This window comes from Bradyrhizobium sp. 192, assembly GCF_023100965.1.
GTDB classification, from domain to species: domain Bacteria; phylum Pseudomonadota; class Alphaproteobacteria; order Rhizobiales; family Xanthobacteraceae; genus Bradyrhizobium; species Bradyrhizobium symbiodeficiens.
Window position 1 is genome coordinate 3927297 of the sequence record NZ_CP064690.1, and the last position, 11553, is coordinate 3938849.

The 11553-nt window shown below is 64.5% G+C and carries 14 protein-coding genes; 12 read left to right on the top strand and 2 right to left on the bottom strand.

Annotated features, from left to right (window positions below; translation table 11 throughout):
- The first annotated feature begins 69 nt into the window (after window positions 1-69).
- From IVB24_RS17795 to IVB24_RS17850, 12 genes are all read left to right on the top strand, one after another.
- The gene (locus IVB24_RS17795; protein WP_247773957.1) at window positions 70-693 is read left to right on the top strand and encodes a thioredoxin family protein; all 624 of its coding nucleotides are present in this window, start codon (window positions 70-72) and stop codon (window positions 691-693) included.
- A 128-nt stretch (window positions 694-821) separates the two neighbouring features.
- Window positions 822-1265, top strand: coding sequence for a sulfur oxidation c-type cytochrome SoxX (gene soxX, locus IVB24_RS17800; protein ID WP_162848637.1), 444 nt, complete (start codon window positions 822-824; stop codon window positions 1263-1265).
- Between the two features lie 19 nt (window positions 1266-1284).
- Window positions 1285-1737, top strand: a complete 453-nt coding sequence (gene soxY / locus IVB24_RS17805; protein ID WP_094896300.1) for a thiosulfate oxidation carrier protein SoxY — start codon at window positions 1285-1287, stop codon at window positions 1735-1737.
- 17 nt (window positions 1738-1754) lie between these two features.
- On the top strand, window positions 1755-2081 hold the full coding sequence (gene soxZ / locus IVB24_RS17810; RefSeq protein ID WP_094974899.1) for a thiosulfate oxidation carrier complex protein SoxZ: 327 nt from the start codon (window positions 1755-1757) through the stop codon (window positions 2079-2081).
- 28 nt (window positions 2082-2109) lie between these two features.
- Complete coding sequence (soxA, locus tag IVB24_RS17815) at window positions 2110-2931, top strand: sulfur oxidation c-type cytochrome SoxA (protein WP_247773958.1); 822 nt, start codon at window positions 2110-2112, stop codon at window positions 2929-2931.
- Between the two features lie 27 nt (window positions 2932-2958).
- A complete protein-coding gene (gene soxB, locus IVB24_RS17820; RefSeq protein WP_140478422.1) occupies window positions 2959-4650 on the top strand; it encodes a thiosulfohydrolase SoxB in 1692 nt (563 codons plus the stop codon).
- Between the two features lie 6 nt (window positions 4651-4656).
- Window positions 4657-5919: a sulfite dehydrogenase gene (gene soxC, locus IVB24_RS17825; protein ID WP_247773959.1), complete on the top strand. Its 1263-nt coding sequence runs from the start codon at window positions 4657-4659 to the stop codon at window positions 5917-5919.
- Window positions 5903-6595 (top strand): cytochrome c, encoded by a 693-nt coding sequence (locus IVB24_RS17830; protein WP_166469791.1) that lies wholly within the window; start codon window positions 5903-5905, stop codon window positions 6593-6595. Before soxC ends, IVB24_RS17830 begins: the two co-directional genes overlap by 17 nt.
- Window positions 6596-6621: 26 nt before the next feature.
- Window positions 6622-7056, top strand: a complete 435-nt coding sequence (locus IVB24_RS17835; protein ID WP_247774117.1) for a DsrE family protein — start codon at window positions 6622-6624, stop codon at window positions 7054-7056.
- 15 nt (window positions 7057-7071) lie between these two features.
- A complete protein-coding gene (locus IVB24_RS17840) occupies window positions 7072-7977 on the top strand; it encodes an alpha/beta fold hydrolase (protein WP_247773960.1) in 906 nt (301 codons plus the stop codon).
- A gap of 10 nt (window positions 7978-7987) precedes the next feature.
- The gene (locus tag IVB24_RS17845) at window positions 7988-8431 is read left to right on the top strand and encodes a DsrE family protein (protein ID WP_094974892.1); all 444 of its coding nucleotides are present in this window, start codon (window positions 7988-7990) and stop codon (window positions 8429-8431) included.
- 101 nt (window positions 8432-8532) lie between these two features.
- The gene (locus tag IVB24_RS17850; protein WP_247774118.1) at window positions 8533-9618 is read left to right on the top strand and encodes a YeeE/YedE family protein; all 1086 of its coding nucleotides are present in this window, start codon (window positions 8533-8535) and stop codon (window positions 9616-9618) included.
- Window positions 9619-9717: 99 nt separating this feature from the next.
- Here the strand turns inward: IVB24_RS17850 and IVB24_RS17855 are convergent, their stop codons facing one another.
- Together IVB24_RS17855 and IVB24_RS17860 are read right to left on the bottom strand one after the other, a co-directional pair.
- Window positions 9718-10452 (bottom strand): SDR family oxidoreductase, encoded by a 735-nt coding sequence (locus IVB24_RS17855; RefSeq protein WP_094974891.1) that lies wholly within the window; start codon window positions 10450-10452, stop codon window positions 9718-9720.
- Between the two features lie 9 nt (window positions 10453-10461).
- The gene (locus IVB24_RS17860) at window positions 10462-11502 is read right to left on the bottom strand and encodes a LacI family DNA-binding transcriptional regulator (protein ID WP_094975110.1); all 1041 of its coding nucleotides are present in this window, start codon (window positions 11500-11502) and stop codon (window positions 10462-10464) included.
- Between the last annotated feature and the right edge of the window lie 51 nt (window positions 11503-11553).

The following is an 11553-nucleotide window of genomic DNA, read 5'->3' on the forward strand; positions in this document are numbered from 1 at the left end:
ACGCCAACAGCGCGATGGTGCAGCGCAAGATCGGATCTCCTTGTCACATTCGTGTATTCGAATATCATAATGAAAATGAGCAACGCGCAAGATCTTCCGACGCACGAAATCCCGACGTCGCTTCCCGGGCTGACACGCCGCGGCCTCCTGGCATTCGCGGCAAGCGCGGCTTTGGCCGGCCGCCGCGCGGCGGCGACCGAGCCCACGGTCGGAGAAGACGGGCTCTATCACGAGCCCTGGTTTTTGCAGAGTTTCCTCGATCTGCGCGAGGACCTGGAGAGCGCGGCGGCCGGCGGCAAGCGCCTCGCCATCATGTGGGAGCTGCGGGGCTGCCCCTATTGCCGCGAGACGCATCTGGTCAACTTCGCCGATGCCGGCATCGCGAGCTATATCCGCGACAATTTCGAGGTGTTGCAACTCAATCTGATCGGTTCGCGCAAGGTGACGGACTTCGATCGCCAGGAACTATCAGAGAAAGAGCTCGCCCAGAAATACGGGATCCGGTTCACTCCGACTTTTCAGTTCTTTCCGATGTCCCCTGATGGTCTCGACGCAAAGGACGCGATGGCGCGCGAAGTTGCCCGCGCCCCGGGTTATCTCAAGCCGCCGCACTTCCTGGCGATGTTTCGCTTCGTGCGGGAGCGCGCCTATGAGCGCGGCTCGTTCCGGGATTTTCTGGCCGCGAACGGCTGACCGAGAGCCTGTTTCGAAATTCGCTTGACGCCGCCGTTCATATGAACATATCATAATAGCTGAATTTGATGGATCGTGAGTCCATCGCAAAACGAGGCGGGCGTCACCTCGCCATAAGGGTAGGAAACATGCGGCGCTCGCTCGCGGCTGCGTTTGCACTATGTCTCTCGGCCGGAAGCGCCTGCGCGCAGGAGCCGATCAAGCTAGATGTCGTCAATGACGCGTTACCCAAATCCTTGACCGGTGCGCCGGGCAATCCCGATGCCGGCAAGAAGGTGTTCTTGACGCGCACGCTCGGCAATTGCCTGGCCTGCCACCAGGTTACCAGCCTGAAGTCCGAGGATTTCCATGGCGAGTTCGGCCCGTCGCTCGACGGCGTCGCCGGCCGCTACACCGAGGCGCAATTGCGCCTCATCATCGCCGATCCCAAGCGCATCTTCACCGACACCGTCATGCCGGCGTTCTTCAGGAACGAGGGGCTTAGCCGGGTGCGCCCGGAGTTCGTCGGCAAGTCAATTCTGACGGCCGCGCAGGTCGAGGACGTGGTCGCCTATCTCAAGACGCTGAACTGACGGCGAGGAGGACTAAGGAATGAAAGCCATCAATCGACGGCAGGCATTTGCGCTCGGGGGCGGCTTCGTCATGCTGACCCTGATGCCCATGGCGGCCGATGCCGAAGTGACGGGCGACGCGGCGAAGTGGATCGAGAAGTTCACCGGCGGCAAGCAACCGGTCAAGGGCAAGATCTCGCTCGACCTGCCTGAGATCGCGGAAAACGGCAACACCGTGCCTCTGTCGCTCACGGTGGAAAGCCCGATGACCGCGGACTCCTATGTCAAGGAAGTCATGATCCTCGCGGACGGCAATCCGAACGCCGGTGTCGCGACGCTGATGTTCACGCCGCTCTCGGGCAAGGCGGAAGCATCGATCCGGATCCGGCTCGCCACCACGCAGAACGTGGTTGCGGTCGCAAAAATGAGCGACGGTTCGCTGTTCACGGAGCAGAAGACCGTCAAGGTCACAATCGGCGGCTGCGGCGGCTAAGCTAAAGGAGACGGACGATGGCAGAGAAACCGCGCCTCAAGCTTCCCAAGGAAGCAGCCAAGGGCGAAATCATCCAGATCAAGACCCTGGTCTCGCATGTCATGGAGTCGGGCCAGCGCAAGGACGCGCAGGGCAAGCCTATACCGCGCAAGATCATCAACAAGTTCACCTGCGAGTTCAACGGCAAGCCGGTGTTCTCCTGCGCACTCGAACCGGCGATCTCGGCCAACCCCTACATCCAGTTCGACGCCAGGATCGACGAAGCCGGGACGTTCAAGTTCGCCTGGACCGATGACGACGGCTCGGTGATCACGGCCGAAGAGAAGATCGCGCTCAAGGCGTAATGCCATAGAGCTTCGAGGGAGAGGGCGGATGCTGTCGCGCTATATTGGACTAGTTGTCGCGATTGCCGCGGCCGCATCATGGGCGACGTGCGCCTCCGCGCAGGAGGCCGAACGCAAGGGCATCCCGGCGCCTCCCGGACACGTCTTCAAGACCATCATCTCCGGCTACCAGTTCCGCACCAAGGAAACGCGAGCCCTGCAGGACGACGACCTGGAGAACCCGGGCTTCCTCGCGGTGGAGCGCGCGGCGGATGCCTGGAAGAAGGTCGAGGGGAGCGAAGGCAAGTCCTGCATGAGCTGCCACGGCGAGGCCGAGACCAGCATGAAGGGCGTCGGCGCGGCGATGCCGAAATGGGACGACAAGCTCAAGAAGCCGGTCAATCTCGAGCAGCGCATCAACATCTGCCGCAGCGAGCACATGAAGGCGGAGCCCTGGAAATTCAAAACCAGGGAGCTGACCGACATGACCACTTTCGTGCGATACCAATCGCACGGCATGCCGGTGGCGGTGAAGACCGACGGGCCGATGTCGCCGTGGTTCGAGCGCGGCAAGCAGACCTATTACACGCGCTATGGACAGCTCGATCTCGCCTGCGCGTCGTGCCACGAACGCAACAACGGAAAGTTCATGCGTGCGGACTTCCTGAGTCAGGGTCAGACCAACGGCTTCCCGACCTATCGGCTGCGCGACCAACGCCTGGTGCCGCTGCATGAGCGGTTCGAGGGCTGCATGTTCGACGTGCGCGCCGAGCCGTTCAAGCCGCTCTCGGACGAGTTCCTTGCGCTCGAGCTCTATGTCGCCTGGCGCGGCATCGGGTTGCCGGTCGAGACGCCGTCGGTTCGCAACTGAAACGATGAGCTTGCAGGAGTATTGCGCATGATCTCTCGGCGCGAGTTCATTCAGGTTGCCGCGGCAACGGCGGCACTCTCGACCGGCGTCGGCTCCGGCCTGACCCGGGCGGTCGCCCAGCAGCGCCTGACCGAGAAGGAGTTGTTGGCGTTCGAGCCACTCGGCAACGTCACGCTGGTGCACGTGACCGATATCCACGGCCAGCTGATGCCGCTCTATTTCCGTGAACCCTCGACCAATCTCGGGGTGGGCGAGGCCAAGGGGCTTCCGCCGCACGTCACCGGCAGGGAGTTTCTCGCCCGTTTCGGCATCGCGCCCGGCTCGTCCGCGGCCTATGCGTTGACCTCGGAGGATTTCGAGGCGCTTGCCAAGAGCTACGGCCGGATCGGCGGGCTCGATCGCGCCGCAACCGTGATCAAGGCGATCCGTGCCGAGCGCGGCGACAAGGTTGCGCTGCTCGACGGCGGTGACACCTGGCAGGGCTCATGGTCCTCGCTGAAAACGCGCGGCCAGGACATGATCGACTGCATGGCCTTGCTCAAGCCCGATGCCATGACCGGCCATTGGGAGTTCACCTATGGCACCGAGCGCGTCAAGCAGGCGATCGACGGGCTCGGCTTTCCCTTCCTTGGCCTCAACATCCGCGATACCGAGTGGAACGAGGCGGCCTTCGATGCCTCGACCATGATCGAGCGCGGCGGCGTCAAGATCGCGGTGCTCGGCCAGGCGTTCCCCTATACACCGGTCGCCAATCCGCGCTGGATGATTCCGAACTGGTCGTTCGGCGTGCGCGAGGAGGACGTCCAGGCTCAGGTCGACAAGGCGCGCAAGGGTGGTGCGCAGCTCGTCGTGTTGCTGTCCCACAATGGCTTCGACGTCGATCGCAAGCTCGCGACCCGTGTCAAGGGCATCGACGTCATCCTGACCGGACATACCCATGACGCGCTGCCCGAGGCCGTCAAGGTCGGCAAGACCCTGCTGATCGCATCAGGCTCCTCCGGAAAGTTCGTCTCGCGGCTCGATCTCGACGTCCGCGACGGCGAGGTCAAGGCGTTCCGTTACAAGCTGATTCCGTTGTTCTCCGATGTGATCACGGCGGACGCCGAGATGGCCGCGAAGATCGCCGAGGTCCGCAAGCCGTTCGCGTCCGAGCTGGCCAAGGTGCTCGGCAAGACCGACTCGCTGCTCTATCGGCGTGGCAATTTCAACGGCACGTTTGATGACCTGATCTGCCAGGCGCTGATGCAGGAGCGCGATGCCGAGATCGCGCTGTCGCCTGGCTTCCGCTGGGGCACCAGCGTGCTGCCGGGGCAGGACATCACCTTCGAGGACGTCACGAACGCTACCGCGATCACCTATCCCGCGGTCTACCGCATGGGCATGACGGGCAGCCGGTTGAAGGAGATCATCGAGGACGTCGCCGACAATCTCTTCAACGTCGATCCCTATTACCAGCAGGGTGGCGACATGGTGCGGATCGGCGGACTGTCTTACGCGATCGACGTCACCAAGCCGCAGGGGCAGCGTATCTCCGACATGCAGGTTCTCAAGACCGGCACGCCGATCGATCCCACCAGGGAATACCAGGTCGCCGGCTGGGCCAGCGTCAACGAAGGAACCGAAGGGCCGCCGATCTGGGACGTCGTCGCGAACTATTTGACGCGACAGAAAACCGTTCGGCTCGAGCCCAACAGGGCCGTCAAAGTTACCGGAGCGTAAGAAGCGATGTCGAACACAGACAGCCAATCCCGTCGCAGCTTCCTGGCCACCGGCGCCGGCGTCGCGGCCGCGATGCTGGCAAGACCGGCAGCCGCTGGCGGAAATCCCGCGAACCAGCCGCCCAACGTCCCCGAGTGGACCAAGTCACTCGGCGAGGGCGTCGCCGTGCGCCCGTACGGCAAGCCGTCGAAATTCGAGAAGGACGTCGTGCGGCGCGACGTCGAATGGCTGACTGCCTCGCGCGAATCCTCGGTGAGCTTCACGCCGCTGCACGAGCTCGAAGGCATCATTACCCCGAACGGACTTTGCTTCGAGCGCCATCACGGCGGCATCGCCGAGGTTGATCCGGCTGATCACCGCCTGATGATCCACGGGCTGGTCGAACGTCCGCTCATCCTCACGCTGGAGGAGCTGAAGCGCTATCCGCGCGTCAATCGCATCCACTTCATGGAATGCGCGGCGAATTCGGGCATGGAATGGCGCGGCGCCCAGCTCAATGGCTGCCAGTTCACTCACGGCATGATCCACTGCGTGCAATATACCGGCGTCTCGCTGCGCACCCTGCTGGAAGAAGCCGGCGTCAAGACCAACGGCAAGTGGCTGCTGGTCGAGGGAGCCGATGCCGCCGCGATGGATCGCAGTCTGCCGATCGAGAAGGCGCTCGACGACTGCATCATCGCCTACAAGATGAACGGCGAGGCGCTCTATCCCGAGCAAGGCTATCCGATGCGGCTCGTGGTGCCGGGCTGGCAGGGCAATCTCTGGGTCAAGTGGCTGCGCCGCATCAAGGTCGGTGATCAGCCCTGGCACACCCGCGAGGAGACGTCGAAATACACTGACCTCATGCCGAACGGCAAGGCGCGCCGCTTCACCTGGTCGATGGACGCCAAGTCCGTGATCACGAGCCCGAGCCCGCAGGCGCCGATCAAGCACGGCAAAGGCTTTACCATCGTCTCGGGTCTAGCCTGGAGCGGCAACGGAAAGGTCAAGCGCGTGGACGTCTCGCTCGACGGCGGTCGCAATTGGTGGCCGGCGCGGCTCGACGGGCCGGTTCTCGACAAAGCGCTGACGCGCTTCTACTACGAGTTCGACTGGAACGGCGAGCCCCTGCTGCTTCAATCACGAGTGCAGGACGAAACCGGCTACGTGCAGCCGAGCAAGGCCGAGCTGCGCAAGATTCGCGGCGTCAACTCCATCTATCACAACAATGGCATCCAGACCTGGCATGTGCAGGCCAATGGTGAGGTCGAGAATGTCGAAGTCGCTTAAGCTCATCGCCGTCGCGCTTACGGCCTGCGCGCTGAGCGCGCCTGCACTCTCGCAGCAGAAGGTGGACGCGAAGGGCGGTCCCCGCTATCACATCGGCCGCGTGCCGACTGCGGACGAGATCCGCGGCTGGGACATCGATGTGCGGCCCGACGGCCAAGGCTTGCCGGAAGGCAAGGGCACGGTCGCCGAGGGCGAAAAGCTGTTCATGGACAATTGCTCGTCCTGCCACGGCGAGTTCGGCGAGGGCAACGGTCGCTGGCCGGTTCTGGCCGGCGGCAAGGGCTCGCTGACGTCGGACAATCCGGTCAAGACAGTGGGCTCGTACTGGCCCTACGCGTCCACCGTGTTCGACTACGTCAGGCACGCCATGCCTTACGGCAATACGGGGTCGTTGTCGGTCGATGAATATTACGCGCTGGTCGCTTACGTCCTCTATCTGAACGACGTCATCACCGATCAGAACTTCGAGCTGAACAAGAAGACCCTTGCCACGATCAAGATGCCGAACGAGCAGGGCTTCGTGATGGACGACCGCGCCACCAGCGAGAAGTCTTTCTGGCAGAAGGACCCCTGCATGAAGGACTGCATCGCTCCGGTGAAGATCACCGGGCGCGCTGCCGCCATCGACGTGACGCCCGAGGACGGCAAGGAGAAGAAGTCGCGGGGCGTGGAGTGAGACGCGGCCGGGCGAGCCGCCGCACGCTGCTGCATGCGGCTCTCGCGGCCGGCCTGTTCGTCACCTTCCATCCGGCCCTGGCCCGGGCGGCAGAACCTCACCTGCTCGCGCTGCAGATCAGCGACGACGACCCGGTCAAGATGCGCGCCGTTCTCGACGTCGCCGCCAACGTCTCGCGGCATTATTCCGGGCAGGGCGAGGACGTCGAGATCGTGGTCGTTGCCTTCAACGGCGGCCTCGACATGCTGCTCGCGGACCGATCGCCGGTGAAGGAGCGCCTTGTGAACTTCCTGAAATCGATGCCCAATGTGAGCTTCATCGCCTGCGGCAACACGCTGGAGACACTGGCGGCGAAGGAGGATAGGCGGCCGCCGCTGATCGAGGGCGTCAGCGTTACACAAGTCGGGGTTGCCGCGCTGATGGAACTTGCGGAGAAGAACTGGACGATTGTCCGGCCATAGGGGAGAGAGCCGACGATGCGATGGTTGCTGGGATTGGCCATCTTGCTCGCGTTCGCAGGGTCCGGATATGCGGCCGAGCAGGAGCTCGAACTGTCGGTCGACAGCCGCACCACACTTGCAACGCTGCGCACACCCGCCACGATGACACCGGACACACCGCTCGTCGTGATGACCCATGGCACGCTCGCGCACAAGGACATGGAGGTCATCCAGGGCGTTGCCAAGGCGCTGGAGCAGCGCGGCATCGCTTCGCTCGCTCATACGTTGTCGCTCGGGCTCGATCGCCGCAAGGGCATGTATGACTGCGCCGCGCGGCATGACTATGTCGTCGGGGATGCGGTTGCCGAGATCGGCGCCTGGGTGGCGCGGGCGAAGGGCCTGTCCCGGCTCGTCTTCGCGTTCGGCCATTCGCGCGGCGGCAACCAGGTCGCGCGGTATCTCGCGGCCGGCGAAGCCCCGCCGGTGGCGGGTGCGGTGCTGCTGGCGCCGGTGACCGCAAGAGCCGAGGCCGATCTGCGCGCCTCCTACGCCACGACCTACGGCAAGCCGCTCGAACCGTTTCTGGAGCTGGCAACGAAGGCGGTTGCGGCGGGCTCGGGCGGGGAGTGGATGGACGTCCCCGGCTTCATCTATTGTCGCAATGCCGTGGTCACTGCGCGGGCCCTTGCTTCGTTCTACGGTGCCGATGCCGGCCAGGACACGGCCGCGCTGGTGGCGCACGTGAAGCTGCCGGTGCTGGTGCTCGCCGCGACCAAGGATAGCGTCGTGCCCGACGTTGCCGACGCCTTCGCTTCGCTTGCGGGTCCGAGCGGAGGCAGAGTCCAGCTCGACACGATCGAGGATGCCGATCATTTCTTCCGCGATCTGTTCGCGGAAGACGTCGCCGACCGCATCGCCGAATTCATCAAGCAGACACGATAGGAGGGGGACCATGCAGCGTCGATCCATGCTTCGCGCGAGCCTTGCCGGACTATTTGGTGCCTTCGCGGTGCGCCAGGCGTCCGCGGCGACGGAAGCGTCCGCGCGACAGCGCGTCGTCTATCATCTCGCCGATGCCGATCGTGTCGTCTTCGTTCTGGGCAATCTGCAGAACCATGTCGACGGCGTCGGCGGACCTGGGAAGGCCGACATCAGGCTGGTGGTGCACGGGCCGGCGCTGCGAGCCTTCCACGCGCTCGCGGCACAGGAGCACACCGTTGCGATGATGACGAAGCTCGTCGATGCCGGCGTTGGTTTCGACGCCTGCGCCAACACGATGAAGGCGCAGGGCGTCAAGCTGGACGACCTCACGCCCGGCTTCGTGGTGGCCGAGAAGGGCGGCGTGGTGCGGCTCGCCGAGCTGCAACAGCAGGGATATGCCTATCTACGGCCATGAGGCCGCTCCGGCATCCTGCGGTGTCGAGCTTTGATCTGGCTCATGGGAAGCGACGGCCCAATCGCTAGAATTGCATGCTCGCAGGAACAGCCGAGGCAGACGTGCTGACGCCGATCATCGATCTCTTGGGTGAAGACTGGCTGTCTTGGCTCGGCGGCCTTCTGGTCGGAGGCCTGTTCGGGTTCTTCGCCCAGCGCAGCCGCTTCTGTCTGCGTGCCGCGGCGGTCGAATTCTCCCGCGGCGAGGGCGGGCCGCGCCTTGCGGTCTGGCTCCTGACCTTTGCCGCGGCGCTGGTGGGCACGCAAGGCTTGGTCGCGCTCGGCTGGCTCGACGTATCGGAGGCGCGTCAGCTCGCGCAGCAGGGAAGCATCTCCGGAGCGCTGCTCGGCGGCGTCATGTTCGGTTGCGGGATGATCCTGGCGCGCGGCTGCGCCAGCCGGCTGCTGGTGCTCTCGGCCAATGGCAATCTGCGGGCATTATTGTCGGGGCTGGTGTTTGCGGTGACCGCGCAGGCCTCCTATCGCGGCCTGCTGTCGCCCGCGCGCGAATGGGTGACCAATCTGTGGCTGGTCGATGGTGGCCCGTCGCGCGACATCATGGCGATGTTCGGTGCCGGCACGCCCGAGAAGCTTGCCTTCGGAGCGGTGTGGCTGATTGCTGGGCTGTCCTTTGCCTTTCGCAGCCGGTTGCCGCGCCGGCTGATCCTTGCTGCGCTCGCAGCCGGAACGGCCGTCGTCGCCGGCTGGCTCTTCACCTACCAGCTGTCGCAAGCTTCGTTCGCGCCGGTGACGCTGAAGAGCCTCACCTTCAGCGGACCGTCGGCCGAGTTGCTGATGCTGGTGCTCAACAGCGCGCAGCTCCGGCTCGGCTTCGATCTTGGCATCGTCCCCGGCGTGTTTCTCGGCTCGTTTCTCGCCGCGGCGCGTGCGCATGAGCTGAAGCTCGAGGGATTTTCGGATGGGCTCGGCATGCGCCGCTATCTGCTCGGCGCGGTACTGATGGGGTTCGGCGCGATGCTCGCCGGCGGCTGCGCGGTTGGCGCCGGCGTGACCGGTGCCTCGGTCTTCGCACTCACCGCCTGGCTCGTGCTCGGTGGCATGTGGCTGGGGGCGGGGCTCACGGATCTGCTCGTCGATCGCGCCGGCATGCCGCAGCAGACGACGAGCTTGCCGGCAGCGAGCCGCTGAATCGCCGCGGTCCTGGTCGGCGCGCTGAGCGACCTCATCGGCCGCAAGAAGACGTTCCTCATCATCGGCATCCTGGCGCACCTGCGGCCGCGCCGGCCACTACCCCGCCAGAAACCCGCCATCCACCGCGACCACCGTTCCGGTCGCGTATTGCGACGCTGGCATGCAGAGGAAGGCGACGGCACCGGCGATGTCCTCGGGCTGTCCCCAGCGCTTGAAGGCGGTGCGGTCGGCGATGCGCTGATAATGGGCGCGGTCGGTGCGGCCGGCGGCATTGATCGCGGTTTCGACATAGCCGGGTGCGACGGCGTTGACGCGGATGCCGTCTTCGGCCCACGCCAGGGCCAGCGCCTTGGTCAGCATCACGACGCCGCCTTTGCTGGCGCAATAGGCCGGAATCCGCGGCAGCGCCAGGGTGGCATTCATCGAGGCGATGTTGACGATCGAGCCGTTCATCTTCGCCAGCTGAGAGCGAAACGCCATGCAGGTCCGAAACGTGCCCGTGAGATTGACGTCGAGCACTTTCATGAAGGTCTCGATCTCGTATTCCTTGTCCCGCGCCAGGATGCCGGCGCAATTGATCAGCGCATCGACGCGTTGGTGTTGCGCTGCGAGTGACGCCACGGCTTCATCGCTCGTGACATCGAGCGTCGCGAGCGCAAGTCCAGTGCGCGGCTTGAGCAGAGAGCGTGCGAGATCGGCATCATTGACGCCTGTGGCGGTCACCGTCGCCCCGAGATCGCAGAATTGGTTGCTGATCGCGGCGCCGATGTCGCCGGCACCGCCGACCACGACGGCATGAAAGCCGGGGGTGAGAGAAAAGCTGGCACTCATCGGAGGATCTCACTTCAGGATTGGGGGAGGCGGAGCCGTGGATTCCCGAACCACCAGCGAGAAATCGACCTCGCGATGCATGATGGTCTGCTCGCCGGCGAGGTTGCGCACCAGATATTCTCCGGCTCGCTGCCAGGTCTCGTCGGTTGGGACGTGGATCGTGGTCAGGCTCGGTCGCAGATGGCGGCTCCAGTCGAGGTCGTCGAAGCCGACGACCGACAGGTCGCGCGGCACAGAAAAGCCGCTGCGCTCCGCTTCCAGCAGGACGCCATAGGCGATGACGTCGTTGCCGCAGACCACCGCCGTCGGGCGGTCCCTGAGGTTGAGGAGATGGCGGGCTGCCTCGCGCGCGTCGTCCAGGGTATAGGGCACTTCGACATGCCATTCCGGAGGCAGTTCCAGGCCGTTCTCCGCGAGCGCGCGGCGAAAGCCGGCGACTCTAGCGCCGGCGCGGTCGTTGTTGCGCTGGAGCGCGGAAACGATTCCGATCCGGCGATGGCCGAGTTCGATGACATGCGCGGCCGCTCGATGGGCGGCCGCTTCGTTGTTCGTGCCGACGCAAGGGTAGGGCCGGTCGGGCTGATAGATCCCGACGTTGATGAAAGGCACCGCATTGTCCGCGAGCAGCTTGCGCAAACCTTCGTGATGGCAGTCGCCCCGCAGCACCAGGCCATCGACGCCGCGGCCGATCAGGTTGCGGGCCTGTTGCAGTTCGACGTCGAGATCATATCCGCTCGTGGTGAGGAACAGCATGTAGCCCACCGAAGAGAGGTACTTCTGCAGCGAAGCGATGCCGCGCGCGAACATCGTGTTGTCGATCGTCGGCACGATCGCGCCCAGCGTACGCGACCGTCGCGATGACAGAATGCGGGCCGGCGCGTGCGGGATGTAACCGACGGCGTCGATAGCCTGCGCGATGCGCGCGCGCAGGGACGAGCTCACCGCATCGGGATTGTTGAGCGCACGTGAGACCGACGCCGTCGACACGCCGGCTCGCGCCGCGACGGCGCGGATGCCTTGCTTCGTCAATTTGGCGGACGACCCGTTCATGATGTAACGTTACAATCTCGTCTCAGGCCTGCAATAAGGAGATTATCCGCG

Bases quoted from the DNA above. Each gene is read 5' to 3' on its own strand.
- IVB24_RS17795 (WP_247773957.1), top strand. From the start codon at position 70: ATGAAAATGAGCAACGCGCAAGATCTTCCGACGCACGAAATCCCGACG.
- soxX (WP_162848637.1), top strand. From the start codon at position 822: ATGCGGCGCTCGCTCGCGGCTGCGTTTGCACTATGTCTCTCGGCCGGA.
- soxY (WP_094896300.1), top strand. From the start codon at position 1,285: ATGAAAGCCATCAATCGACGGCAGGCATTTGCGCTCGGGGGCGGCTTC.
- soxZ (WP_094974899.1), top strand. From the start codon at position 1,755: ATGGCAGAGAAACCGCGCCTCAAGCTTCCCAAGGAAGCAGCCAAGGGC.
- soxA (WP_247773958.1), top strand. From the start codon at position 2,110: ATGCTGTCGCGCTATATTGGACTAGTTGTCGCGATTGCCGCGGCCGCA.
- soxB (WP_140478422.1), top strand. From the start codon at position 2,959: ATGATCTCTCGGCGCGAGTTCATTCAGGTTGCCGCGGCAACGGCGGCA.
- soxC (WP_247773959.1), top strand. From the start codon at position 4,657: ATGTCGAACACAGACAGCCAATCCCGTCGCAGCTTCCTGGCCACCGGC.
- IVB24_RS17830 (WP_166469791.1), top strand. From the start codon at position 5,903: ATGTCGAAGTCGCTTAAGCTCATCGCCGTCGCGCTTACGGCCTGCGCG.
- IVB24_RS17840 (WP_247773960.1), top strand. From the start codon at position 7,072: ATGCGATGGTTGCTGGGATTGGCCATCTTGCTCGCGTTCGCAGGGTCC.
- IVB24_RS17845 (WP_094974892.1), top strand. From the start codon at position 7,988: ATGCAGCGTCGATCCATGCTTCGCGCGAGCCTTGCCGGACTATTTGGT.
- IVB24_RS17855 (WP_094974891.1), bottom strand. From the start codon at position 10,452: ATGAGTGCCAGCTTTTCTCTCACCCCCGGCTTTCATGCCGTCGTGGTC.
- IVB24_RS17860 (WP_094975110.1), bottom strand. From the start codon at position 11,502: ATGAACGGGTCGTCCGCCAAATTGACGAAGCAAGGCATCCGCGCCGTC.